Genomic DNA, 24,330 nt, shown 5'->3' with positions numbered 1-24,330 from the left:
CTTCTCAGGGCGCTCCGCACCGCGCCTGAAGTCGTACAGATTCGGTGGAGATTACGGCACCGAAACTTACTCAACCGTCAGTAATCTGTCCGACCCTTCCCCATGTGAGCGCTTTTTCCCTCGCTGACCAGCGCCGATGAGAGCGCTGCTCACCTTCGACCCCCCTCCCGCACCCTGGCCCCGTGGGGTAGCTTTCACGGCGCTGTGCGGAGCGTCACTCAACAGAAGCGCTGAGGAGCGGGGAGCGGGGTTTGCGCGAGTTCACCAACCCTCCGTTGGCGTTGGCACCTCCGGTGGGCGGTCTGGCCGACGTGGTCTTCGAGCATGCCCAGGAAGACCCGCTGTACATCGCCCTTGGCCGTAAGGACGACGCAGGGGACTGGCGTGATGTCACCGCCGCCGAGTTCCGAGACGAGGTGCTCGCCCTGGCCAAAGGCTTGCTGGCGAGCGGCATCCGGTTCGGCGACCGGGTCGCGATCATGTCCCGTACGCGCTACGAGTGGACGCTCTTCGACTACGCACTGTGGACGATCGGCGCCCAGGTCGTGCCGGTCTACCCGACGTCCTCGGCCGAGCAGTGCTTCTGGATGCTGTACGACGCCGAGGTGACGGCCGCGATCGTGGAGCACGAGGACCACGCGATGACGATCGCCACCGTCATCGACCGGCTGCCGCAGCTGCGCCGCCTGTGGCAGCTCGACTCCGGCGCCGTGCAGGAGCTGTACGACGTCGGCGCGCACCTCGACGACGAGGTGGTGCACCGCCACCGGCAGGCCGTCACGCCCGACTCGATCGCCACGATCATCTACACCTCGGGCACGACCGGACGCCCCAAGGGCTGCGTCATCACGCACGGCAACTTCGCGTACGAGGCGGACACCGTCATCGAGCGCTGGGAGCCGGTGTTCCACTCCAAGCGTGGCGACGAGGCCGCCACCCTGCTGTTCCTGCCGCTCGCACACGTCTTCGGACGAATGGTCCAGGTCGCGGCGATCCGCGGCGGGGTGAAATTCGGCCATCAGCCGCAGCTCAACGCGGCGGCCCTGCTGCCCGATCTGGCCGCTTTCAAGCCGACGTTCTTCCTGGCCGTGCCGTACATCTTCGAGAAGGTGTTCAACGCGTCCCGCCGCAAGGCCGAGAAGGAGGGCCGCTCCGGCCCGTTCGAGAAGGCCGTGGACATCGCCATCAAGTACGCGGACGCCGTCGAGGCCAAGGCCTGGGGCATCGGGCCCGGCCCCTCGGCGGGGCTGCGCATGCAGCACCAGCTGTTCGACAAGCTCGTCTACTCCAAGATCCGCGCCGCGATGGGCGGCCGGATCCGGCACGCCATGTCGGGCGGCTCGGCGATGGACCGGCGGCTCGGCCTGTTCTGGGCCGGGGCCGGCGTGCACATCTACGAGGGCTACGGCCTGACCGAGTCCACGGCCGCCGCGACCGCCAACCCGCCCGGACGCACCCGGTTCGGCACGGTCGGCCAGCCCATCCCGGGCATGACCGTGCACCTCGCGGACGATGGCGAGATCTGGCTGCACGGCCAGAACGTCTTCCAGGGCTACCTCAACAATCCCAAGGCCACCGACGAGACCCTGCACGACGGCTGGCTGGCCACCGGCGACCTGGGCTCGCTCGACGAGGACGGCTACCTCACCATCACCGGCCGCAAGAAGGAGATCCTGGTCACATCGGGTGGCAAGAGTGTTTCGCCCGGTGTGCTGGAGGAACGCGTCCGTGACCATCCATTGGTCAACCAGTGCATCGTCGTCGGCAACGACCGTCCGTACATCGCCGCCCTCGTGACCCTCGACCAGGAGGCCGTGGAGCACTGGCTGGCGATGCGGGGCAAGCCTCAGCTGTCCGCGGCGGAGCTGGTGCGGGACGCGGACCTGGAGACGGAGGTGCGGCGCGCGGTGGTGGCGGCCAACACCCTTGTCTCGCAGGCCGAGTCGATCCGCACCTTCCGCATCCTGGCCCAGCCGTTCACCGAGGAGCACGGGCTGCTGACCCCGTCCCTGAAGCTGAAGCGCAAGGCGATCGAGAAGGCGTACGAGAACGAGGTCGAGGCCCTCTACCGGGCATGAACCGCCTGTTAACGGATGGTGTGCCACCCGTCTGAATTCTCCCGTCAGGAATGCATCACGCCTCGTGATCGTTGACGATGGGAGTACACCCGACCACATACCTAAGGATCGAGAGCTCGTGAGCAAGGTCCCCCAGATCACCCTGAACAACGGCATCCAGATGCCCCAGCTGGGGTTCGGCGTCTGGCAGGTGCCGGACGACGAGGCCGAGTCGGCCGTCGCGACCGCGCTGGAGGCCGGGTACCGCAGCATCGACACAGCGGCGATCTACGGCAACGAGGAGGGCACCGGCAAGGCCATCGCCGCCGCCGGTCTCCCCCGCGAGGAGCTCTTCGTCACCACCAAGCTCTGGAACGCCGACCAGGGGTACGACTCCACGCTGCGCGCCTTCGACACGTCGCTGGAGAAGCTCGGCCTGGACTTCGTCGACCTGTACCTGATCCACTGGCCGCTGCCGGCCCGGGACACGTACGTCGACACCTACAAGGCGTTCGAGAAGCTGCACGCCGACGGCCGGATCCGGGCCATCGGCGTCTCCAACTTCCTGCCCGAGCACCTGGAGCGGCTGATCGGCGAGACGTCGGTCATCCCGGCGGTGAACCAGATCGAGCTGCACCCGCACCTGCAGCAGAGCGCCGCCCGTGAGTACCACGCACAGCAGGGCATCGCCACGGAGGCCTGGTCGCCGCTCGGCCAGGGCAAGGGCCTGCTGGAGGTTCCGGCGGTCGTGGCCATCGCCCGGAAGCACAACCGCACGCCGGCCCAGGTCGTGCTCCGCTGGCACCTCCAGCTGGGCAACGTGGTGATCCCGAAGTCCGTGACGCCGTCGCGGATCAAGGAGAACATCGAGGTCTTCGACTTCGAGCTGGACACCGAGGACCTGGCGGCCATCAGCGCCCTCAACGAGGACCGCCGCATCGGCCCGGACCCGGCGACGTTCGACGGCGCCTGAGCCCTCTCGGCCCTACGACTGCCCGCAGCCCGTCACCCGGCTGCGGGCAGTCGTGCTTCTCGGGGGCGGTGGTGGGGTCCTGCTCAGACCGCCCGGACGGCCGTGTGCACCGTGTGCGCCTCCAGCACGAACACATCCGCCCGCCGGTACAGACCCGCCTCGTCCTCGGGATCGAGAAGCCGGTCGAGGGTGGCGAGATCATCCGCGTCGAAGCCCTCCGGGATCCGCTCCCGCAGATGCGACAGGGACCCGACGACATACTCACGGGCCCGGTCCGAGACGGGTGCGGGCAGATCCAGCAGGAAGGTGTGCGTCCTGCCCGGCTTCAGCCCCGCCGACGCCAGCAGGGCGGGCCAGTCCTCCGTCTCCGCGACATAACCCGGCAGCTCCGTCCGCATCCGCGTGAACCACTCCGCCTCCAGCGCGTCGAGCCGCGCCTGGAGCCCGGGCCGGCCGATACCGATGTCGCGCGGCAGATACCGCGCGGGCAGACCGCCCTCCATGAGGGCCAGCGTGCCGCCGGGCGCCAGCCGGGCCGCGAACGCGGTGAGCGCGGCCCGCTGGTCGCCGAGGTGGTGCAGGCTGCGGCTCGCCCAGAGCAGGTCGGCCGGGTAGTCCAACTCCTCGAGCACATCGGGGAGTTCACCGGCGATCGTGCCGAAGCGGTCGGCGACGCCCAGCCGCTCGGCCCGTGCCCGGGCCCGTTCCAGCAGCGGCTCGGAGCCGTCCACCGCGACGATCCGCGCGCCCGGGAACGTCTCGGCGAACAGACACGACACGACGCCCGGCCCGCTGCCCGCGTCGACGATCAGGCCCGGCTCGGTCACCTCGTGTGCCAGCCAGCCCATGGCTCGCTCGTACAGGGAAGCGAACAGCTCCGCCTGGGACTCCAGCCTCGGAGCCATCGCGGCCCAGTCCAGGTGCGTGTGGTCGTGACCGCCGGGGCCGTGACGGTCGTGATCGTGGTCGTGGTGGTCGTGCGCCATGGTGGTCAGCCTCTCCCTCGGATGCCGCCAGACTGCGCCGACGCACCGGGAGAAGGCCACCGCTGTTGCCGCTCCCGCAAAAATGAGCCGCCGGGGCCGAAGCCCCGGCGGACCCGTGGGGACGGGGTGTCAGCCGCTCAGGACAGCGGCGGGTACGCGTTCTGCATCAGCTGCCGGAACTGTGCGGAGAACCAGTGGCCGGACACCGGCGCGTCCGGCAGGGCACCGGACATGTTGTTGTTGTTCCGCGGGTTGCCCGTGTAGGTGGGGTCGCACATGCGGTCGAAGCCCTTGCCCTCGTCGTTCGGGATGGCCTTGCTCGACCCGTCGGACTCGCCCGGCGGCTTCATCCACACGTAGGCGTCGATCCCGGCCGCCGGGGCCGTCCGCGGGCGCTCACCGAGGCCGGCTCCGGACTGGTTGCACCAGTTGCCGGCGTTGAAGCGGCGGTCGTATCGCCCGCCGTCGACGTACGTGTCGACGCTCGTTGTCGCGCCCGGTCCGGTGGGCCGTGCGGCGCCGCCCCAGCCGTTGCGGGACGTGTCGATCAGCATGCCGATGTTCGAGTTGAAGCCCGCCGAGACCAGCTGGCTGCGGAAGGCCTGGGCGTAGGACAGCTCGTCGAGGTAGCGGTTCCAGTCGACCCATTTCGACTCGCGGACGGACTTGCCGGCCACGGTGTCGGTGATGGTGAAGTTGTTCTCCTTCAGGGCGCTGTAGTTCGCCGTGTTGGTGATGAAGCCGTGCACGTCGTTCACCGTGGCGCCCTCGGCGGTCGCCGCCTCCTTCATGATGGTGGCGGTGGGGCCGAAGTTGTCGTCCCAGCCGATCCAGCCGTGGTGTCCGGCGTCGACGTAGTTGTAGACGTTCGGCACGTCGCCGAGCTTGTTGAGGGCGTAGCCGACACCCTTGACGTAGTTGCCGTTGGCCTTCATCACGTCACACTGCGGGACGGCCGTCGGGCGGCTGCCGGTGTTGGTGACGAGGTTCGGCAGCGAGTCGATCTCGACCGTGGTGACGATCCGCAGCGAGGAGTACTTCGGGTCGGCGAGGATGGCCTTGATTGGATCGATGTACTCGGTCTTGTAGCGGCCGATCTCGTCGGCCTTCAGCTCGCCGTTGGAGGCGAGGGCGGAGCAGTCCCGGCCGGGCAGGTTGTAGATGACGAACTGGACGACGAGCTCGCCGGAGCCCTTCTGCCGCAGCGCCTCGTCGAGGTGGGCGCGCAGGCCCATCTTTCCGCCCGCGCCGTTGATGGCCGCGATCCGGTCCAGCCAGACTCCCGTCGGCTGGTTGGCGACGCGGCTGCCGCCCGGCTCGGCGGCGGCGTTGGCGGACCACTCCGGGTTCACATACACCTTGGCGCCGCTGTACGGGTTGTCGACCCGGTTGGACGGGCCGCCCGGGTCCGGCGGATCGGTGGGGCCGCCGCTGTCGACGTTGCAGGTGACGCCGTCGAGGGTGAAGGTGGCCGGGATCGCGTTGCTGCCGCTGTAGCTGCCCTGGAAGCCGAAGCTGACCGAAGCGCCGGTCGCGAGCTGGGCGTTGTAGCTCTCGTTGGCCGCGGTGACGGCGGCACCGCTCTGGCTCAGCTTGGCGTTCCAGCCGCTGGTGACCTGCTGGTTGCCGGCGTAGGTCCACTTCAGCGACCACGACGACTTGGCGGCGCTGTTGTTGGTGACGGTCACGGCGGCGGTGAAGCCGGTGCTCCACTGGTTCTGGATCTTGTAGTCGACGGTGCAGGGGACGGCGGCGATGCCGGCGCCGTCCGGGTCGACCGCGAACGCCGTGCCGGTCGCGCCGGCGACCAGGGCCATGGCGGCCAGTAACGCTGTTCTCGTACGGCTCATGAGTGCGGGTTTCCCTTTCGCTGGTGGGGGTGTCAGCCGTTCAGGGCGCGCTCCGACAAGGACATGAGGGAACTGGGGAACCGAAAAACCCGGCATGGCGCTCGCGCAGCAGGGGACGACCGCGCTGGGGCGGCTCAAAGTACTGAACGCGAGAGGTGTCGCTCGAGCGACTCCTTGCAGGCCGGACACGCCGTGACGGACGCGTCGACTGATGGAACCGCTCCCACTGGTGTCAAGGAAGGTAGCGCCAAGTGTCAGCAAAGAACAGGGGAGCCGCTGACTTTCGCTCAACACACGGCGTCGAATCTTTTCGACTCTTCAAGGCCCTTGACCGATACCACACCCGTCCTCACGATGGGAGCGCTCCCACTGGTTCAAGCCTTGACTTCTCCGAGCCGCAAGGAGGAACCAGCACCATGCATCCCCCACCCCGGAGACGCGGAGCGGTACGGCGCGTGTGGATCGCCGCCGTCGCAGCTCTGGCGCTTCCGTTGACGATGCTCTCCTCAGGGTCGACTCCCGCGCAGGCGGCCGCACTTCAGTGCAGTGTCGATTACAAGACGAACGACTGGGGCTCCGGCTTCACCGCGGATCTGACCCTCACCAACCGCGGCACGGACGCCATCGACGGCTGGACGCTGACCTACGCCTACTCCGGCAACCAGAAGCTGGGGAACGGCTGGAACGGCACCTGGTCGCAGTCCGGCCAGAACATCACCGTCAAGAACGCCCCGCACAACGCGCGGGTCGCCGCGGGCGCCGCCGTCTCCACCGGCGCCCAGTTCACCTACAGCGGCACCAACACCGCGCCGACGTCCTTCTCGGTCAACGGCACGGCCTGCACGGGCGCGCACCAGCCGCCGATCGCCGTGCTGACCAGCCCGTCCGCCGGCGCCGTCTACACCCAGGGCCAGGCGGTCCCGCTGGCGGCCACGGCGGCCGCGGCGGACAACGCCACGATCAGCAAGGTGGAGTTCTACGACGACACCACGCTGCTGGGCACGGATACGAGTGCGCCCTACTCGCTCTCCGTCTCCGACTTGGCCGTGGGCAGTCACTCGCTGGTGGCGAAGGCGTACGACAGCACGGGCGCCTCCGCGAACTCCACCCCGGTCGGCATCACGGTCTCCTCCGGCCCCACCGTCGTGGCCTCGCCGCTCCAACTGGGCGTCCAGTCGGGCAAGTCGGGCACCTATGAGGTGAAGCTGTCCAAGCAGCCGGCGTCCACCGTGACGGTGGCCTCGTCCCGCGCGAGCGGCAACTCGGGCCTGTCGGTCACGGGCGGCGCCTCGCTCACCTTCACCCCGCAGAACTGGAACACCGCGCAGAAGGTGACCGTCACGGCGGCGGGCTCCGGCACCGGCTCGGCGGTCTTCGAGTCGACGGCGACGGGCCACGCCAAGGCCTCGGTCACCGTGACCCAGCTGGCGGCGTCGAAGACCTACGACGCCCGCTTCCTGGAGCTCTACGGGAAGATCACCAACCCGGCGAACGGCTACTTCTCACCCGAGGGCATCCCCTACCACTCGGTCGAGACGCTGATCGTCGAGGCGCCGGACCACGGCCACGAGACCACCTCGGAGGCGTACAGCTACCTCCTGTGGCTCCAGGCCATGTACGGCAAGGTGACCGGCGACTGGTCCAAGTTCAACGGCGCGTGGGACCTCATGGAGAAGTACATGATCCCCACCCGCGCCGACCAGCCGAGCAACTCCTTCTACAACGCGTCCAAGCCGGCGACCTACGCGCCCGAGCTGGACACCCCGAACGAGTACCCGGCCAAGCTCGACACCGGCGCCTCGGTCGGCCGGGACCCGATCGCGGCCGAGCTGAAGAGCGCGTACGGCACGGACGACGTCTACGGCATGCACTGGCTGCAGGACGTCGACAACGTCTACGGCTACGGCAACTCGCCCGGCAAGTGCGAGGCGGGCCCGTCGGACACCGGCCCGTCGTACATCAACACCTTCCAGCGCGGTTCGCAGGAGTCGGTGTGGGAGACGGTGCCGCAGCCGACCTGTGACGCTTTCAAGTACGGCGGCAAGAACGGCTATCTGGACCTGTTCACCGGTGACGCCTCCTACGCCAAGCAGTGGAAGTTCACCAACGCGCCGGACGCAGACGCCCGGGCCGTGCAGGCCGCCTACTGGGCGGACCTGTGGGCGAAGGAGCAGGGCAAGGGCGGTGACGTCTCCGCGACGGTCGGCAAGGCCGCCAAGATGGGCGACTATCTGCGCTACTCGATGTTCGACAAGTACTTCAAGAAGGTCGGCAACTGTGTCGGGCCCTCGACCTGCCCGGCGGGCACCGGCAAGGACGCCTCGTTCTACCTGATGTCCTGGTACTACGCCTGGGGCGGCGCCACCGACACCTCGGCCGGCTGGGCCTGGCGCATCGGCTCCAGCCACGCCCACGGCGGCTACCAGAACCCCCTCGCGGCCTACGCCCTCGGCAACTACGCCCCGCTGAAGCCCAAGTCGGCCACGGGCGCGGCCGACTGGTCCAAGTCCATGGAACGGCAGCTGGAGTTCTACCGCTGGCTGCAGTCGAGCGAGGGTGCGATCGCCGGCGGCGCGACCAACAGCTGGGCGGGCCGGTACGCGACCCCGCCCGCCGGGAAGTCGACGTTCTACGGCATGTACTACGACGAGAAGCCCGTGTACCACGATCCGCCGTCCAACCAGTGGTTCGGCTTCCAGGCGTGGTCCATGGAGCGGGTCGCCGAGCTGTACCAGCAGACGGGGAACGCGCAGGCCAAGACGGTCCTCGACAAGTGGGTCGACTGGGCGCTGTCCAAGACCACGTTCAACCCGGACGGCACCTTCCGGATCCCGTCGACGCTGCAGTGGTCGGGGCAGCCCGACACGTGGAACGCGTCCAGCCCCGGCTCCAACAGCGGGCTGCGCGTCACCGTCGCCGACTACACCAACGACGTCGGTGTGGCGGCCTCGTACGCCAAGACGCTGACGTACTACGCGGACCGCTCCGGTGACACGGAGGCCGCGGCGGCGGCGAAGAAGCTGCTGGACGGGATGTGGGACAACCACCAGGACGCGCTCGGGATCGCCGTTCCGGAGAACCGGGCCGACTACAACCGGTTCGACGATCCGGTGTACATCCCCAGTGGCTGGACGGGCACGATGCCGAACGGTGACGCGATCAACTCGTCGTCGACGTTCGACTCGATCCGGTCCTTCTACGAGGACGATCCGGCCTGGTCGAAGATCGAGAGTTATCTGGCGGGCGGTGCGGTTCCGTCGTTCACGTATCACCGGTTCTGGGCTCAGGCGGATATTGCCTTGGCCATGGGCTCGTACGCGGAGCTTCTCGAGTAGTCCCCGCCGGGCGCTCCGCGGGTGGGGCGGTTCTTCGGCTGCGGGCCCGGCTGTAGCTGGTCGCGCAGTTCCCCGCGCCCCCAAGACACAAGCAGGTGCGTCCGAAGCTCTGCGTACATGGCCCTGCACCTGACGCGGGGCCACCACGGCCGGGCGGTGCCCACCCGCACTGGGGACCGCCCGGCTCTCGCACGTTCCCTCACGGAAGGAACCCCACCGTGCGAAGAACCCGCATCCTCACCGCCGTACTCGCGCTGGCCGCCGGGCTGCTGTCGGGTGCCCCCACCGCCCTGGCCGCCGATCCGCCCTCGACGAAGCTCGCCGCCGATACATACACGTGGAAGAACGCCCGGATCGACGGGGGCGGATTCGTCCCCGGGATCGTCTTCAACCGGAGCGAGAAGAACCTCGCCTACGCCCGGACCGACATCGGCGGCGCGTACCGCTGGCAGGAGGCGTCGAAGAGCTGGACGCCGTTGCTGGACTCGGTCGGGTGGGACGACTGGGGGCACACGGGTGTCGTCAGCATCGCGTCCGACTCCGTCGATCCGAACCGGGTGTACGCGGCGGTCGGGACGTACACCAACAGCTGGGACCCGAAGAACGGCGCGGTCATGCGGTCGTCCAACCGGGGTGCGAGCTGGCAGAAGGCGAATCTGCCGTTCAAGCTGGGCGGCAACATGCCGGGGCGCGGCATGGGCGAGCGGCTGGCGATCGACCCCAACCGGAACAGCGTGCTGTATCTGGGCGCGCCCAGCGGCAAGGGGCTGTGGCGGTCGACGGACTCGGGCGTGACGTGGTCGCAGGTGACGAACTTCCCGAACGTCGGCAACTATGTGCAGGATCCGAGCGACACGTCCGGCTACGCGTCCGACAACCAGGGCATCGTCTGGGTCACCTTCGACGAGTCGACGGGCACCTCGGGCAACGCCACGAAGACGCTCTACGTCGGGGTCGCCGACGCGGAGAACGCGGTGTACCGCTCGACGGACGCGGGCGCGACCTGGCAGCGGCTGGCCGGACAGCCGACGGGCCAGCTGGCGCACAAGGGCGTCCTGGACGCGAAGAACGGCCACCTCTACGTCGCCTACAGCGACAAGGGCGGCCCGTACGACGGCGGCAAGGGCCGGCTGTGGCGGTACGCGACCGGGACCGGAACCTGGACGAACATCAGCCCGGTGGCGGAGGCCGACACGTTCTACGGCTTCAGCGGGCTGACGGTGGACCGGCAGAAGCCGGGCACGGTGATGGCGACCGCGTACAGCGCCTGGTGGCCGGACACGCAGATCTTCCGCTCCACGGACAGCGGGGCGACCTGGACCAAGGCGTGGGACTACACGTCGTACCCCAACCGCGAGAACCGCTACACGATGGACGTCTCGTCCTCGCCGTGGCTGACGTGGGGCGCTGACCCGGCGCCTCCCGAACAGTCCCCGAAGCTGGGCTGGATGACGGAGTCGATGGAGATCGACCCGTTCGACTCCGCTCGCATGATGTACGGGACGGGCGCGACGATCTACGGCACCGAGAACCTCACCAACTGGGACAGCGGCGGGAAGTTCACCGTCAAGCCGATGGTGCGGGGCCTTGAGGAGACGGCGGTCAACGACCTCGCCTCTCCCCCGTCCGGGGCCCCGCTGCTCAGCGCGCTCGGCGATGTCGGCGGCTTCCGCCACACGGACCTGACCAAGGTGCCGTCGATGATGTTCACCCAGCCGAACTTCACGACGACCACGAGCCTGGACTTCGCCGAGTCGAGCCCGAACACGGTCGTCCGGACCGGCAACCTCGACTCGGGTCCGCACATCGCGTTCTCGACGGACAACGGCGCCAACTGGTTCGCGGGCACCGACCCTTCGGGAGTCAGCGGCGGCGGCACGGTCGCGGCGGCGGCCGACGGCAGCCGGTTCGTGTGGAGCCCGCAGGGCGCCGGTGTGCACTACGCGACGGGCTTCGGAACGTCCTGGCAGGCCTCCGGCGGGATCCCCTCCGGGGCCGTCGTCGAGTCGGACCGGGTCGACCCGAAGACCTTCTACGGCTTCAAGTCCGGGAAGTTCTATGTGAGTACGGACGGGGGTGCGACGTTCAAGGAGTCCCCGGCCACCGGCCTGCCCAGCGGCGACAGCGTCCGCTTCAAGGCCCTGCCCGGCGGGAAGGGCGATGTGTGGCTGGCGGGCGGCGCGAGCGACGGCGCGTACGGCCTGTGGCACTCCACGGACGGCGGCGCGAGTTTCACGAAGCTCTCGAACGTCGAGCAGGCCGACACGATCGGCTTCGGCAAGGCGGCGCCCGGCGCCTCCTACCAGGCCCTCTACACGAGCGCGAAGATCGGCGGCGTACGCGGCGTCTTCCGCTCCACGGACAAGGGCGCCAGCTGGACGCGCATCAACGACGACGCCCACCAGTGGGGCTGGACCGGCGCGGCCATCACCGGCGACCCGAGGATCTACGGCCGTGTCTACGTCTCGACGAACGGCCGTGGCGTCGTCTACGGCGACAGCTCCGACGGCGGCTCCACGGAACCGGGGCCAGGCCCCGACCCGACACCGACGGGCGCCTGCAAGGTGACGTACAAGGTCACCAACCAGTGGTCGGGCGGCTTCCAGGCGGACGTCCAGCTCACCAACACCGGGACCGGCACATGGAACGGCTGGTCGCTGAGCTGGCCCTTCAGCGACGGGCAGAAGCTGACCCAGGCGTGGAACGCCGAGGCCGCGCAGTCGGGTTCGACGGTGACGGCGAAGAACGTCGGCTGGAACGCCAATGTGGCCGCGGGCTCGTCGGTGAGCTTCGGCTTCACGGCGAACTGGTCGGGGACGAACACGAAACCGACCGGGTTCAAGGTGGGTGACCAGACCTGCGTGGTCGCCTGACGGGCCCGCTGTCGTGACCGGTGGGTGCGCGCTCCCCCCCCGGGGCGCGCACCCACCGGGGTCTCACGGGGTGTAGACCGTCGGCCGCGGAGCCGTCGGCATGGCGTTGCCGAGGAAGAAGCTCGGGTGCGGGGGCTGGTTGTACGCGGTGTTCTGCCAGGCCAGGGCCGTGCGGTACTGCGTGTCATGGAGCAGGGTCGTGATCTTCGTGTTCGTCTCGTGCGGGGTCGAGTAGACGCGCAGGGCTGTGTTGTCGCTGGTGCGCCAGACGACCTCCTCGCGCCAGTCGCCGAGGATGTCGCCGGACAGGACAGGCGTGGACTTCGTGCCGTTGTTGGAGGAGACGCCGGATCCGGTCAGCAGGCGGGTGTCGCCCGACGTGCCGTACTTGTCGATGCGGGTGCCGTCGAGGAGTTCACGGACGGGGTCGCCGTCCCACCAGGACAGGAAGTTGACGCTGGAGGGTTCCCGGCCGAGGGAGGCGCCGGTCGCCGAGCGCAGGGTGGTGTCGGAGGCGGACCAGGACTCGGCGCCCGCGCTGCCCGCGTGGATGTCGGCGGAGACTCCCCGGCCGTTGTCGGCGCCGGAGGCGGTCTTCCAGAGGATCGCGCCGGTGCGGGCGTCGGCCATCCATGAGCCGGGCTGGCTGGTGCTCTCCGAGACCTTGAAGTACTCCAGGCCCGCGCGGGACGGGTTCAGGTCACCGACATGGCCGGCGTCACCGTGGCCCGTCTTCGTGGTCCAGAGTCCGCCTCCGTTGTCGTCCACGGTCATGGCGCCGTAGACGATCTCGTCCTTGCCGTCCGCGTCGACGTCCGCGACGGACAGACTGTGGTTGCCCTGGCCGTCGTAGCCCTTGCCGCTGTTGGTGGAGGAGTTGGTGTCGAAGGTCCAGCGGCGGGTGAAGGAGCCGCCCCGCCAGTCCCAGGCGGCGATCACCGTGCGGGTGTAGTAGCCGCGCGCCATGATCAGGGAGGGGCGGGAACCGTCCAGGTAGGCCGTGCCCGCGAGGAAGCGGTCGACGCGGTTGCCGTAGGAGTCGCCCCAGGAGGAGACGGTGCCGCGGGCCGGGACGTAGTCGACGCTCTGCATCGCCTTGCCCGTCTGGCCGTTGAACATGGTCAGGAACTCGGGCCCGGCCAGCACGTAGCCGCTGGAGTTGCGGTGGTCGGCCGAGGAGCTGCCGATGACCGCGCCGGTGCCGTCCTTGGTGCCGTCGGCGGTCTTCATGGCGACCTCGGCCTTGCCGTCGCCGTCGTAGTCGTACACCTGGAACTGCGTGTAGTGCGCGCCGGAGCGGATGTTGCGGCCCAGGTCGACACGCCACAGCCGGGTGCCGTCGAGCTTGATGCCGTCGATGATCGTGTTGCCGGTGTAGCCGGACTGGGAGTTGTCCTTGGCGTTGGTGGGCTGCCACTTCAGGACGATGTCCAGGGCGCCGTCGCCGTCGAGGTCGCCGAGGGAGGCGTCGTTGGCCTCGTAGGTGTACGCCGAGTCGCCCGGGGCGGTGCCGCCGGCGGGCGGGGAGATCGGGATGTCCTTGTAGCCGGTGCGGAACTGGACCGCGTGCACCGAGTCGCCCTGCTCCGTGCCGTTCACGACCGCGCGGACGGTGTAGTCGGCCTGGGCGGGTGCGCCGGAGTGGAAGTAGTTCGTGGAGCCGGTGACCGGTGTGGAGTTGACCTTCGTACCGGCCCGGTAGACGTTGAAGGAGACGTTGTCCGGGTCGGTGCCGAGCCAGCGCCAGCTGACCAGGTTGCCGCTGCCGGTGTGGACGCTGACCACGCCCCGGTCGAGCTTCTCGACCTGCCGGGCGGTGGCGGCCATGGGGGCCCCTCCCGCGCGAGTCAGTTCGAGCGTGGGGGAGGCGTCGTCGGTGGCGAACGTGGTCAGGCCGGCGCCGGCGAGCGCCGCCGTGGCCACGGCCACCGGGAGGAGCACACGGCGTCTGCGGTGTCTGTGGGGGTGCTTCACGTGACGGACCTCCTGGGAGGACGGGCGGGTTCCGCCTCTCAGTCGCCGCCGCGGGCACGGGAGTTGCCGTACCGCTCGGCCAGTTCGGCGACCGTGCGGGCGATGCGCGAGCGCAGTTCCTCCGGGGCCAGCACCTCGATGGCCGTGCCGAGGCGCAGGAACTCGGCGTGCGCGTGCTCGACGGACTCGATCGGGACCGTGGCCCGCGTCCAGCCGTCCTCGTCCGTACGTCCGTCGCGCCGGACGGCCTCCCCCGCCGGGCCGGTGAGCGTCGTCCCCGGGGCCAGTCGCACCGCCGCCTCGCCGCGGTACAGCCGGTCGTGGAAGTCGCGCTGGTACGCCGCCCAGTAGGCGGCCAGGTCGAAGTCGGCGGGGCGGGAGAACTCCTCGTCGCCGGTGGTGAGTTCGAGGATCTGGTCGACGCGGAAGGTACGCGGCCCGGGCCCGGCGACGACGTACCAGCGGCCCGCCTTCAGCACCAGCCCGTACGGCTCCAGACGGCGCTCCACATCGGTGGGCTCGCGCCAGCGGCGGTACAGGACGTGCAGCACACGGCCGCTCCAGACGGCGTCGGCGACGGCCGGGAGGTACGGGGTGTCGTCGGCGTCCGTGTACCAGCCGGGGGCGTCCAGGTGGAAGCGGCCGCTGATCCGGTCGGCGTGGACGCGCAGCTCCGGCGGCAGGGCGGCACGCACCTTGAGCTGGGCGGCGGCCAGGACCGAGCCGAGGCCGAGCTGGGCCGCGGCGGCGGGGGCGCCCGCGAGGAAGAGCGCCTCGGCCTCGCCGGTGGTGAAGCCGGTGAGGCGGGTGCGGTAGCCGTCGAGGAGGCGGTAGCCGCCGGCGTGGCCCGCGTCGCCGTACAGCGGGATCCCGGCGGCGCCCAGGGCCTCCACGTCCCGGTACACCGTCCGCACCGACACCTCCAGCTCCTCGGCGAGCTCGGCGGCGGTCATCCGGCCACGGGTCTGGAGCAGCAGGAGGATCGAGACGAGTCGGCTGGACTTCACTGACACAGGATGGCAGTGAACCGGCCTTAGCGTCCCGCCATGCCCTTCACGGAGAAACGCCTGACCGTGCCGCCGCCCGTCGAGGTGGCGGGACGGTGGGTCAAGCGCTACCACGTCACCGCCGACCCGGCGGGCGTCGCGCCCGAGGTCGAGGAGACCGCCTACCGCTTGCTGCCCACGCTGCTGCCGAAGCCGGACGGCACCCCGCCCGCGACGTTCGTCGTCCTGCACCGGGGCGGTGACGACGGCGCCTATCTCAACGCCTACAGCTGGGTGTGGGACAACGTCCTGCACTTCGAGGGCGCGGCGGCCGGCCAGCCCGTCCTCGGCTGCCCGGACAACGACCCCACGCACTTCGTCCCGACCGGCAAGCCATGGATCGGCTGCGTCTGGGAGCTGCCGCCGATCCTGCACGAACGCGACGCCTGGGTGCGCCACATGCTCGCCCCCGCCACCCCCGACCTCGACGCCTACCTGGCCGACTCCCTGCCCGAGGGAACCACTGGAGACCGCCCATGAGCAGCCCGCACGACTTCGACTTCTTCCACGGCGACTGGCGGGTCCTGCACCGCCGGAGCACCGACTTCCTCGACCCGGACAGCGGATGGGAGGAGTTCACGGGCACCAGCCACTGCCGGCCGCTGTTCGGCGGGGCCGCCAACATCGACGAGATCGACATGCCGCATCTGGGCTCGAAGGGCGCCACCCTGCGGCTGTTCGACCCCGTCACCAAGATGTGGTCCCTGAACTGGGCCTCCAGCCGCACCGGCACCCTGTTCCCGCCCGTCTTCGGTCACTTCGAGGGCGACCGCGGCGAATTCACCGGCAGCGACACCCACGACGGCAAGGACGTGCTGGTGCGGTTCGTGTGGTCGGGGGTGCGTGACACGGCCGCCCGCTGGGAGCAGGCGTTCTCCGTGGACGGCGGCCGGACGTGGGTGACCAACTGGATCATGGACTTCACCCGGCCGGAGGATCCGTCGGCTTCCTGAAGGCCCGGAGCGTGAAGACCGGGTCGGGGCGGGGCCGGTCCTGGTCGGGGAGTTCCGCCAGCCGGGTGGCGAAGCCGTCGGCGAGCGGGTCGCCGGGCGGCAGCGTGACGAACCAGCCGCGTCTGAGGTCGGCCACCGTACGCCGGGGGCTGCGGCCCTGCCCGTGGCCCCGGAAGCGGGCCTGCCCGGCCGGGACGAGGCCGTGAGCGGCGGCGCAGGACACGATGTCCGCCGCCGCGTCCCGGACCGGGCTGGGCGGCCGGGAGGACAGGACGACATCGATGTCACTGCCCACGTTGTGGGAGGCGGCCTTGTCGACCGTGGTGACGTAGACCCCGCCGGGCCGCAGCACCCGGGCGCACTCGCCGACGATGGTCCGCACCTCGGCGGGCCCGGCGGCCAGGTGCAGCAGCCACACGCTGCTGACCGCGTCGAACTCCCCGTCCCGGAAGGGCAGCCGCCTGCTGTCGGCGAGCACGACCGCACCGGGCAGCCGGGCGGCGGCCTGCTGGGCCATCGCGGGGGCGAGGTCCACGCCGGTGACCCGCATGCCGTCGCGTGCGGCCGCGAGCCGCCGGGTCACTATGCCGGTGCCGCAGCCGAGGTCCAGCAGGCTGCGCGTCTGCGTCGGTACGAGGCTCAGCACCGCTTCCGCGGCGGCGGCCGCCCTGGGCTCGCCGCCGCGCGAGGCGTCGTACCGCTCCGCTTCCTTGTCGTAGTCGAGCACCCGGTCAGTGTGCCCCGTGCCCGGGGGCCAGGTCCTCCACTCTGCGGGCGAGCTCGAAGTCCTTCTCGGTGACGGCGCCGCCCGCGCTGTGCGTGTGGAGGGACAGGGAGACGGTGTTGTAACCGAGCGTGAGTTCGGAGTGGTGGTTCAGTTCCTCCTGGACCTGGGCGATGTGCACGACCATCGCCGTCGCCGCGAAGTGCGAGCCGAGCCGGTAGGAGCGGATGAGGTGGTCCTTGTCGAGCGACCAGCCCGGAAGCTCGGCAAGCCGGTCCTCGACCTCCTTCTGCGACAGCGGTTCGACGGGCATGGGCTGCGCCTCCTTCCCTTGCGCCGGTGACCTCGGTGTCCTCTCAGCCTGCCACAGCGGGGCGCCCGAGACCCTGGTCAGAGGCGTGCGCCTGTCGGGCACGGCCGGTTCTCGACTACGGTCCCGGCATGACCACTCACCCGTCCACGACCGACCAGGGCGTGGGTCCGCTGCTGCGGGCCTGGCGGGAGCAGCGCCGGGTCAGCCAGCTGGAGCTGGCCCTGCGCGCGGACTCCTCGGCCCGGCACATCAGCTTCGTCGAGACGGGCCGGTCCCGGCCCAGCGAGGAGATGGTGCTGCGGCTGGCCGAGCATCTGGACGTGCCCGTCCGGGAGCGCAACGCGCTGCTGCTGGCGGCCGGTTACGCCCCGCGCTACCCGGAGACCCCGCTGGACGACCCTGCGCTGGGCGCGTTGCGCGAGGGCATCGAGCGGCTGATCGGGGGATACGAGCCGTATCCGGCGCTGGTGGTGGACGCGCTGTACAACGTGGTGGCCGCCAACCGGGGGATCATGACCCTGGTCGACGGCGTCTCCGCGTCCCTGCTGGAGCCGCCGCTGAACGCGATGCGGCTCGCCCTGCACCCGCGGGGGCTCGCCCCCCGCATCCGCAATCTGCGCGCCTGGCGAGGTCACCTGCTGGAGCAGATGGAGCGGCAGATCGCGCTGCACCGCTCCGAGCCGCTGCGGGAGCTGTACGAGGAGGTGGCGGCGTATCCGGTGCCCGAGGAGGAAGCGGAGGCCGGTTCCGAGGAGCCCGCGGAGCCGGTGCCGTACTTCGCGCTGCCGCTGCGGATCGAGCACGAGGGGCGGACGCTGTCGTTCATCTCCTCGATCTCCACGTTCAACACCCCGATGGACGTGACCGTCGCCGAGCTGGCCATCGAGACGCTGCTGCCGGCCGACGCGGCGACGGCCAAGTACCTTCAGTCGCTGCTGTCCTGACGGGCCTTCAGTGCTATGTGCTGCAGGACGGCGAACCCCGCCACGGTCAGGGCCTGGAGCACCGTCCACAGGGCGCCCGCCGTGCTCGGCGTGAGCCACAGCGCCAGGGCCGCGAGGCTCACCACCGTCCAGGCGAGATTGCCCTCGACGACGGCCCGCACACCGAGCGCCGGCGGCCGCCGTCGGGAGGCCAGCAGACCGACGCCCGCGGCATAGGCGGCGAGGAACGCGCCCAGTGCGAGCAGCAGCGTGGAGCCGACGCCGAGGAAGCGCCCGAGGGGGCCGGGGAACGCGAGGTAGGCGAGGGCGTTGGCGCCGGTCACCAGGGCGTCCAGGGCCAGGAAGCGGCGGAGCATCGACTGCGGCTCGGAGGTCCGGGCGAGTGCGGCGAGCTGGATCGCGGACATGGGGCATCACCCTCCGTCGGGTCATGGTGTGGTTGGGGGTTTCTGATGGATCCCCCCAGGGCCGGGCCCCGGGCCGGAGTGCGCCGGTCCGGGGCCCGGTACGTTCACGATCCCGTTCCGGCCGCGAGGGGTCGATTACCCGCGGGGTAATGCCCCGGCGACACGTCCGCTCCCGTGATCTCCTCACCGCCGGCACTGTGAGACCGTCAGCGGGACGTGACAGACTGAGCGCGGGCTTGGGCGCGTTGGGGAGGCGTGGCGTGAGTGAACGGCGGGCCGCACCGACCGTGGGCCAGGTGGTGCTGGGCAAGCGGCTCCAGGAGCTGCGCGAGGCGGCGGGCCTGAGTCGTGAGGAGGCCGCCCGGGTGCTGCGTGTCGCCCCCGCGACCGTCCGGCGGATGGAGACCGCCGACGTCGCGCTGAAGATCCCGTACGTGCAGATCCTGCTGACCGCGTACGGGGTGCCCGAGGACGAGGTGAGCGCGTTCGTCGACCTCGCCGAGGAGGCGAACCAGCCGGGCTGGTGGCAGCGGTTCCACGACGTGCTGCCGGAGTGGTTCAGCCTGTACGTGAGCCTGGAGGGCGCCGCCCGGATCATCCGCTCGTACGAGCCGCACTTCGTGCCGGGGCTGCTGCAGACCGAGGGGTACGCGCGTGCGGTGCTGGAGGCGGGCACCATCGCGAACGCGGGCCCTGAGGCGGTGGAGCGGCATGTGTCGCTGCGCATGGAGCGGCAGCGGCTCCTGGAGCGTGAGAACCCGCCCCACCTGTGGGTGATCATGGACGAGACGGTGCTGCGCCGCCCGGTGAGTGTCGACGGCCGGGTGATGCGCGACCAGCTGGACAAGCTGCTGGAGTACGCCGCGCGCGACCGGGTCACGCTCCAGATCGCCGAGTTCAAGGACGGCCCGCATCCGGGGACCTACGCCCCGTTCTCGCTGTTCCGGTTCGCCGAGCCGGAGCTGCCCGACATGGTCTTCACCGAGTATCTGACGGGAGCGCTGTACCTGGACTCCCGCAAGGAGGTCTCCGCGCATCTGGAGGTCCTGGACCACATGACGGCCCGGGCGGGCTCGGCGCAGCGCACGGAGACGCTCCTGCGGGAGTTCCGCGAGGGCTTCTGACCCGTACGGGCCCCGTCGGCGGGTGTCCTGCGCGGCCCGCCCCTAGCGTCGGCATGACGGTGCAGGCAAGGGAGCGCACGCGAAGGAGGTCCGATGCCCGGATTCGAGGTGCTGTACCAAGCTGCCGCGCTGTGCCTGATGTATCCCGACGACGACTTCCGCGCCCGGCTGTCGCTGCTGCGCGAAGCCGCCCCGCAGCTGCGGGAGTTCGCCGACCACGCGGCCCTCACCCCGCCCCGGGAGCTGGCCGCGCACTACGTCGAGGTCTTCGAGGCCGGGCAGGACCACAGCCTGTACCTGAGCGTCTGGCGCGAGGCGGCACCTGCGCCCTCCGAGGAGGTGTACCGCGCGCACGGCCTGGAGACCACCGGCGAGGAACCGCCCGACTTCCTGCCCGCGGTCCTGGAGTTCGCCGCCCGCACGGGCAGCACCGAACTGCTCACCGAGCACCGCGACGGCCTCGACCGCCTCCGGGCCGGGCTCACCGCCTTCGGTACGCCGTACGCGACGGTCCTGGACGCGGTGTGCGCGACGCTGCCGCCCGCGCACAGCGGTCCCTAGGACTGCCGAGGGTGGTCCGGCCTATGCGGCGCCGCCCTTCTCGTCCCGCTGGTCCTTCTCCTCGTCCACGATCTCCGCGTCGACCACGCCCTCCTCTTCCTGCGCGGTGCCGGGAGATGACTCGGTGGGTGCCTGCTGGGCCTGGGCGTACATCGCCTGGCCCATCTTCTGGCTGACGGAGGCGAGTTTCTCGACGGCGGTGCGCAGGGCGGCCGTGTCCGCCTGCTGGTCCAGTTGTCCCTTCACCTCGGTGACGGCCGACTCGACCTCGGACTTGGTGTCGGCCGGGATCCTGTCGCCGTTGTCGCGGAGGAAGTTCTCCGTCTGGTAGACGAGTTGCTCGGCCTGGTTGCGGGTCTCGGCGGCCTCGCGGCGGCTGCGGTCCTCCTCGGCGTACTGCTCGGCCTCGCGCATCATGCGGTCGATGTCTTCCTTGCCCAGGGCCGAGCCGCCGGTGACGGTCATCTTCTGTTCGCGGCCGGTCGCCATGTCCTTGGCGGAGACGTGCATGATGCCGTTGGCGTCGATGTCGAAGGCCACCTCGATCTGCGGCACGCCCCGCGGTGCCGGCGGCAGGCCCGTCAGATCGAAGACGCCGAGCTTCTTGTTGTAGGCGGCGATCTCCCGTTCGCCCTGGTAGACCTGGATGCCGACCGAGGGCTGGTTGTCGGCCGCCGTCGTGAAAATCTCCGAACGCCGGGTCGGAATGGTCGTGTTGCGCTCGATGAGCTTCGTCATGATGCCGCCCTTGGTCTCGATGCCCAGGGACAGCGGGGTGACGTCGAGCAGCAGCACGTCCTTGACGTCGCCGCGCATGACGCCCGCCTGGAGCGCGGCACCGAGCGCCACGACCTCGTCGGGGTTGACGCCCTTGTGGGGCTCCTTGCCGGTGAGTTCCTTGACCAGCTCGGTCACCGCGGGCATCCGGGTCGAGCCGCCGACGAGAATCACGTGGTCGACCGTGGAGAGCTTGACCCCGGCGTCGTCGACCGCCTGGTGGAAGGGCGCCTTGCAGCGGTCGAGCAGATCGGCGGTGAGCTCCTGGAACTGGGCCCGGGTCAGCTTCTCGTCGAGATGCAGCGGCCCTTCGGCGGAGGCCGTGATGTAGGGCAGGTTGATCGTCGTCTCGGTGGAGCTGGACAGCTCGATCTTGGCCTTCTCGGCGCCCTCCCGCAGCCGCTGCACGGCCATCTTGTCGTTGCCGAGATCGACGCCGTACTGGCCCTTGAAGCGCTTGACGAGGTAGTCGACGATCCGCTGGTCCCAGTCGTCGCCGCCGAGGTGGGTGTCGCCGTTGGTGGCCTTCACCTCGATGACGCCCTCGCCCATCTCCAGCAGCGACACGTCGAAGGTGCCGCCGCCGAGGTCGAAGACGAGGACCGTCTGGTCGTTCTCCTTGTCCAGCCCGTAGGCCAGCGCCGCCGCCGTCGGCTCGTTGATGATCCGCAGCACCTTCAGGCCCGCGACCTCCCCGGCCTCCTTGGTCGCCTGCCGCTGATGGTCGTCGAAGTAGGCCGGGACGGTGATCACCGCGTCGGTGACGTCCTCGCCGAGGTAGGACTCCGCGTCCCGCTTCAGTTTCTGCAGCACCCGGGCGGACAGCTCCTGCGCCCGGTAGCGGGTGCCGTCCACATCGCCCTGGTCCGGGAAACGCCAGCTCGCGTCGCCCATGTAGCGCTTGACCGATCGGGCGGTGCGCTCGACGTTCGTCACGGCCTGCCGTTTGGCGACCTCCCCCACCAGCACCTCGCCGTTCTTGGCGAACGCCACGACCGAGGGCGTGGTTCTGGCCCCCTCCGCGTTGGCGATGACCGTGGGCTCACCGCCCTCCAGCACGGCCACCACCGAGTTCGTGGTCCCCAGGTCGATCCCGACCGCTCGTCCCATCGCCGTCCCCTTCCGTCAGGGCACTCCCCCGCTCACTCCCCGCTCATTCCCTACTTTCCAGCACAAAACTTGAGTGCGCTGTTGTCAATGGCGCGAAGGGGTGATGGGCCCGCGCAGGGTCACGGCGCGCCGGGGCCGGTCCGTGACCAGCACGTCCACGCGCGGGTGGGCGAGGAACGCCCGCATCAGGGTGTCGTCGTTGACCGTCCACACCATGGTGAACAGGCCGCGCCGGGTCGCCTCGCGCAGCACGGTGGTCCTGGCCAGTCGCTGGTGCACGGCGACGCCGTGGGCCCCGCAGGCGCGGATCCGGCGGGCGGGGAACAGCTCGCTCAGCCGGGTCCCGGGCAGCCGGGCCAGGGCCAGCTCCTTGCGGTCGCGCCCCAGGGACAGCGCGGTGCGCACCCCGGGGAAGGCCTGTGTCACGGCGGCGAGGGAACGGTCCTCCAGCGTCGTGACGACGAGTCCGTCCGTGCCGAGCAGGGCCACCGCCCGGTCGACCACGTCCCGCTCGTAGCCCACCTCCTTGAGGTCCAGGTGGGCCACCAGTCTCCCGGCGATCAGCGCCATGACCTCGTCCACCACGGGCACGTCGTATCCGGCCCGCTCGCTCAGCTCGGCGTGCGTCAGCCGGGACAGCGGCGGGCCGGTGGGCCCGACCCGGGGGTCGTGGTAGACGACGAGGACACCGTCGGCCGTGCGGCGGATGTCGAACTCGACGTACTCCGCGCCGGACTCCAGCGCGTCCTTGTACGCCTCCCAGGTGGCGGCGTCGGCGCGCTCGGAGCCGCCCCGGTGGGCGGAGACGGCGGGGCGTGGCGTCATGGTCGGGGGCTCCCGGAGGGCGGGCGTGGGGGCGGTACGGGTACGGCGTCGTCGCCGGACGTGGGCAGCAGTGAGCCGGAGCGGGTGCTGATGCGTCTGAGCAGGACGTATCCGATCACGACGAGGACGACGAAGGGGAGCCAGGCCAGCGCGTAGGCCGTGCCGTAGGCGCGCAGGTCGAGGATGGAGCGGTGGTCGTCGACGTCGGTGCCGTTCACGCCGAAGAAGGCCAGCAGCAGGGTCGGCGGCAGGGCGATCAGCGTGGCGGCGGCGACGAGGCCGGACACGGTGCGGTCGCGGCGCTCGTCGCGCTCGGCGAGTTCGGCGTCCAGGGCGGCGGAGCGGGCGCTGATCACCGAGGTCAGGCGCTCGACCATGCGGGCCGAGTTCTCCAGGCTGTCGCGGATGCCGAGGGCGTCGCGCTGCGAGGACTGGAAGGCCTCCATCACCATCTCGGGGATCAGCAGGCTGTCGACGTAGGCCTCGACGCCGAAGGCGAGGTCCAGCTGGAGTTCGTTGACGCCCGCGGAGAGACGGGAGATCAGGGAGCGGATCTCGGTGGGCGAGTCGGTGAGGGCCTGCTCGTTGGCCTTCATCATCGCGAAGGCGGCGAGCCGGGTGCGCTGGAGCACGGCGAGGGCGGAGACCATGCCGACGGCGACGAGCATCAGGCCGTTCTCGACGTGCGGGGCCCAGCCGGCCTGGACGGAGACGCCCCGGCCGAGGGCGGACAGGGTGAGGCCGTGGTTCCTGAGGTGCGGTGCGAGGCTCGCGTCGTAGGGCGTGGCGGGGTTCCAGGGCATCCGGCCGCGGTAGACGATCTCGTTCAGCAGGATCGCCTTGCGGGCCTCGTCGGCGCTGAGCAGTTCGCGCTGTAACCGGCCGCCGGGGAAGACGAGTTGGTGCACGTTCTGGCCGAGGGCGAGCGGGCGGCCGAGCTGCTCGGTCAGGGTCTGGAGGAGCGGGCGGTCGTCGAGTTCGATGCGCTCCCGGTCGAAGCAGGTCGTGGCCAGCCAGGCGGCGAGGTCGCCTGCCGTGGTCTCGCCCGCGAAGGCGCAGTCCACGACCAGGGTGGCGTCGCCGCGCGGGGTGGTGACGACGAGGATCCGCAGGGACGCGAGCCCGAGGCCGTGGTCGCCCTGCGGCAGCCGCAGCCGGCGGGGCGCGACCTGTTCGTCGAGGACCGGGACGGGGAGCACGTCCTGGCTGGTCATCAGGTGCGAGGCGAAGCGGCCGTAGTCGTAGCGGTCGACGAGGGCGCCGAGGCCGGTGTCCCCGGGGCGGAGCCGTCCGGAGAGGCTGACCAGCAGCAGGACGCGGGTCCGGTCGCGGGTGGCGGAGTCGAGCACCGTCGCGTTCGGGGAGGTTCCCGGCAGCATCGCGTTCCTTCCGGCCCGTCGGTTCCGATGCGTCTGGTTCTACCCCGGCCGCGGGCGCCTGGACCCGCCGATGCTCGCGATCCTCGACGAGGCCGCCAACGTTTGCAAGATCAGTGACC

Annotated in this window: 19 protein-coding genes; 9 read left to right on the top strand and 10 right to left on the bottom strand. The window is 70.4% G+C overall.

The window, feature by feature from the left end; genetic code table 11:
- The first annotated feature begins 251 nt into the window (after nt 1-251).
- Together ACWIF2_RS22455 and ACWIF2_RS22450 are read left to right on the top strand one after the other, a co-directional pair.
- On the top strand, nt 252-2,078 hold the full coding sequence (locus ACWIF2_RS22455) for an AMP-dependent synthetase/ligase (RefSeq protein WP_454362405.1): 1,827 nt from the start codon (nt 252-254) through the stop codon (nt 2,076-2,078).
- 160 nt (nt 2,079-2,238) lie between these two features.
- The gene (locus ACWIF2_RS22450) at nt 2,239-3,030 is read left to right on the top strand and encodes an aldo/keto reductase (RefSeq protein ID WP_454362422.1); all 792 of its coding nucleotides are present in this window, start codon (nt 2,239-2,241) and stop codon (nt 3,028-3,030) included.
- A gap of 83 nt (nt 3,031-3,113) precedes the next feature.
- Here ACWIF2_RS22450 and ACWIF2_RS22445 read toward each other — a convergent pair whose 3' ends face one another.
- Together ACWIF2_RS22445 and ACWIF2_RS22440 are read right to left on the bottom strand one after the other, a co-directional pair.
- On the bottom strand, nt 3,114-4,016 hold the full coding sequence (locus ACWIF2_RS22445) for a class I SAM-dependent methyltransferase (RefSeq protein ID WP_454362404.1): 903 nt from the start codon (nt 4,014-4,016) through the stop codon (nt 3,114-3,116).
- A gap of 137 nt (nt 4,017-4,153) precedes the next feature.
- Nucleotides 4,154-5,866 (bottom strand): glycoside hydrolase family 6 protein, encoded by a 1,713-nt coding sequence (locus ACWIF2_RS22440; protein ID WP_454362403.1) that lies wholly within the window; start codon nt 5,864-5,866, stop codon nt 4,154-4,156.
- 416 nt (nt 5,867-6,282) lie between these two features.
- Between ACWIF2_RS22440 and ACWIF2_RS22435 the strand changes: the two genes are divergently transcribed.
- Together ACWIF2_RS22435 and ACWIF2_RS22430 are read left to right on the top strand one after the other, a co-directional pair.
- Nucleotides 6,283-9,201, top strand: coding sequence for a glycoside hydrolase family 48 protein (locus ACWIF2_RS22435; protein WP_454362402.1), 2,919 nt, complete (start codon nt 6,283-6,285; stop codon nt 9,199-9,201).
- A gap of 218 nt (nt 9,202-9,419) precedes the next feature.
- On the top strand, nt 9,420-12,074 hold the full coding sequence (locus ACWIF2_RS22430; protein WP_454362401.1) for a cellulose binding domain-containing protein: 2,655 nt from the start codon (nt 9,420-9,422) through the stop codon (nt 12,072-12,074).
- A gap of 63 nt (nt 12,075-12,137) precedes the next feature.
- On the opposite strand, the gene ACWIF2_RS22425 is transcribed toward ACWIF2_RS22430, so the two are convergent.
- Nucleotides 12,138-14,048: a rhamnogalacturonan lyase gene (locus ACWIF2_RS22425; protein ID WP_454362400.1), complete on the bottom strand. Its 1,911-nt coding sequence runs from the start codon at nt 14,046-14,048 to the stop codon at nt 12,138-12,140.
- A gap of 38 nt (nt 14,049-14,086) precedes the next feature.
- Complete coding sequence (locus ACWIF2_RS22420) at nt 14,087-15,055, bottom strand: helix-turn-helix transcriptional regulator (protein ID WP_454362399.1); 969 nt, start codon at nt 15,053-15,055, stop codon at nt 14,087-14,089.
- A gap of 39 nt (nt 15,056-15,094) precedes the next feature.
- On the opposite strand from ACWIF2_RS22420, the gene ACWIF2_RS22415 reads away from it, so the two are divergent.
- Nucleotides 15,095-15,574, top strand: coding sequence for a hypothetical protein (locus ACWIF2_RS22415; protein ID WP_454362398.1), 480 nt, complete (start codon nt 15,095-15,097; stop codon nt 15,572-15,574).
- Entirely contained in the window at nt 15,571-16,047 is a 477-nt protein-coding gene (locus ACWIF2_RS22410; RefSeq protein WP_454362397.1) for a hypothetical protein, read from the top strand. Before ACWIF2_RS22415 ends, ACWIF2_RS22410 begins: the two co-directional genes overlap by 4 nt.
- Here the strand turns inward: ACWIF2_RS22410 and ACWIF2_RS22405 are convergent.
- Both ACWIF2_RS22405 and ACWIF2_RS22400 read right to left on the bottom strand, forming a co-directional pair.
- A complete protein-coding gene (locus tag ACWIF2_RS22405) occupies nt 16,016-16,774 on the bottom strand; it encodes a class I SAM-dependent methyltransferase (protein ID WP_454362396.1) in 759 nt (252 codons plus the stop codon). The genes ACWIF2_RS22410 and ACWIF2_RS22405 overlap by 32 nt on opposite strands.
- Nucleotides 16,775-16,778: 4 nt before the next feature.
- Nucleotides 16,779-17,084, bottom strand: coding sequence for a 4a-hydroxytetrahydrobiopterin dehydratase (locus tag ACWIF2_RS22400; RefSeq protein WP_454362395.1), 306 nt, complete (start codon nt 17,082-17,084; stop codon nt 16,779-16,781).
- A 128-nt stretch (nt 17,085-17,212) separates the two neighbouring features.
- Between ACWIF2_RS22400 and ACWIF2_RS22395 the strand changes: the two genes are divergently transcribed.
- Nucleotides 17,213-18,028 (top strand): helix-turn-helix domain-containing protein, encoded by an 816-nt coding sequence (locus ACWIF2_RS22395; RefSeq protein WP_454362394.1) that lies wholly within the window; start codon nt 17,213-17,215, stop codon nt 18,026-18,028.
- On the opposite strand, the gene ACWIF2_RS22390 is transcribed toward ACWIF2_RS22395, so the two are convergent.
- Nucleotides 18,010-18,435: a hypothetical protein gene (locus ACWIF2_RS22390; protein WP_454362393.1), complete on the bottom strand. Its 426-nt coding sequence runs from the start codon at nt 18,433-18,435 to the stop codon at nt 18,010-18,012. The genes ACWIF2_RS22395 and ACWIF2_RS22390 overlap by 19 nt on opposite strands.
- Nucleotides 18,436-18,695: 260 nt before the next feature.
- Between ACWIF2_RS22390 and ACWIF2_RS22385 the strand changes: the two genes are divergently transcribed.
- Nucleotides 18,696-19,559: a helix-turn-helix domain-containing protein gene (locus tag ACWIF2_RS22385; protein ID WP_454362392.1), complete on the top strand. Its 864-nt coding sequence runs from the start codon at nt 18,696-18,698 to the stop codon at nt 19,557-19,559.
- A gap of 93 nt (nt 19,560-19,652) precedes the next feature.
- The gene (locus ACWIF2_RS22380; RefSeq protein ID WP_454362391.1) at nt 19,653-20,120 is read left to right on the top strand and encodes a nitrate reductase molybdenum cofactor assembly chaperone; all 468 of its coding nucleotides are present in this window, start codon (nt 19,653-19,655) and stop codon (nt 20,118-20,120) included.
- Between the two features lie 21 nt (nt 20,121-20,141).
- Here ACWIF2_RS22380 and dnaK read toward each other — a convergent pair whose 3' ends face one another.
- From dnaK to ACWIF2_RS22365, 3 genes are all read right to left on the bottom strand, one after another.
- The gene (dnaK, locus tag ACWIF2_RS22375; RefSeq protein ID WP_454362390.1) at nt 20,142-22,007 is read right to left on the bottom strand and encodes a molecular chaperone DnaK; all 1,866 of its coding nucleotides are present in this window, start codon (nt 22,005-22,007) and stop codon (nt 20,142-20,144) included.
- Nucleotides 22,008-22,091: 84 nt separating this feature from the next.
- The gene (locus ACWIF2_RS22370) at nt 22,092-22,832 is read right to left on the bottom strand and encodes a glycerophosphodiester phosphodiesterase family protein (RefSeq protein ID WP_454362389.1); all 741 of its coding nucleotides are present in this window, start codon (nt 22,830-22,832) and stop codon (nt 22,092-22,094) included.
- Entirely contained in the window at nt 22,829-24,211 is a 1,383-nt protein-coding gene (locus ACWIF2_RS22365) for a hypothetical protein (protein ID WP_454362388.1), read from the bottom strand. Before ACWIF2_RS22365 ends, ACWIF2_RS22370 begins: the two co-directional genes overlap by 4 nt.
- Between the last annotated feature and the right edge of the window lie 119 nt (nt 24,212-24,330).

This window comes from Streptomyces sp. NPDC055506 (assembly GCF_053643595.1).
Note: the sequence above shows the minus strand (reverse complement) of the source record. Positions and strands in the feature narration are given on the sequence as shown.

What these genes read in the sequence shown, in the direction of transcription:
- ACWIF2_RS22435 (WP_454362402.1), top strand. Translation starts at nt 6,283, where the DNA reads ATGCATCCCCCACCCCGGAGACGCGGAGCGGTACGGCGCGTGTGGATC.
- ACWIF2_RS22395 (WP_454362394.1), top strand. Translation starts at nt 17,213, where the DNA reads ATGACCACTCACCCGTCCACGACCGACCAGGGCGTGGGTCCGCTGCTG.
- ACWIF2_RS22370 (WP_454362389.1), bottom strand. Translation starts at nt 22,832, where the DNA reads ATGACGCCACGCCCCGCCGTCTCCGCCCACCGGGGCGGCTCCGAGCGC.
- ACWIF2_RS22440 (WP_454362403.1), bottom strand. Translation starts at nt 5,866, where the DNA reads ATGAGCCGTACGAGAACAGCGTTACTGGCCGCCATGGCCCTGGTCGCC.
- ACWIF2_RS22390 (WP_454362393.1), bottom strand. Translation starts at nt 18,435, where the DNA reads ATGTCCGCGATCCAGCTCGCCGCACTCGCCCGGACCTCCGAGCCGCAG.
- ACWIF2_RS22450 (WP_454362422.1), top strand. Translation starts at nt 2,239, where the DNA reads ATGCCCCAGCTGGGGTTCGGCGTCTGGCAGGTGCCGGACGACGAGGCC.
- ACWIF2_RS22380 (WP_454362391.1), top strand. Translation starts at nt 19,653, where the DNA reads ATGCCCGGATTCGAGGTGCTGTACCAAGCTGCCGCGCTGTGCCTGATG.
- ACWIF2_RS22415 (WP_454362398.1), top strand. Translation starts at nt 15,095, where the DNA reads ATGCCCTTCACGGAGAAACGCCTGACCGTGCCGCCGCCCGTCGAGGTG.
- ACWIF2_RS22400 (WP_454362395.1), bottom strand. Translation starts at nt 17,084, where the DNA reads ATGCCCGTCGAACCGCTGTCGCAGAAGGAGGTCGAGGACCGGCTTGCC.
- ACWIF2_RS22410 (WP_454362397.1), top strand. Translation starts at nt 15,571, where the DNA reads ATGAGCAGCCCGCACGACTTCGACTTCTTCCACGGCGACTGGCGGGTC.
- ACWIF2_RS22445 (WP_454362404.1), bottom strand. Translation starts at nt 4,016, where the DNA reads ATGGCGCACGACCACCACGACCACGATCACGACCGTCACGGCCCCGGC.
- ACWIF2_RS22365 (WP_454362388.1), bottom strand. Translation starts at nt 24,211, where the DNA reads ATGCTGCCGGGAACCTCCCCGAACGCGACGGTGCTCGACTCCGCCACC.
- dnaK (WP_454362390.1), bottom strand. Translation starts at nt 22,007, where the DNA reads ATGGGACGAGCGGTCGGGATCGACCTGGGGACCACGAACTCGGTGGTG.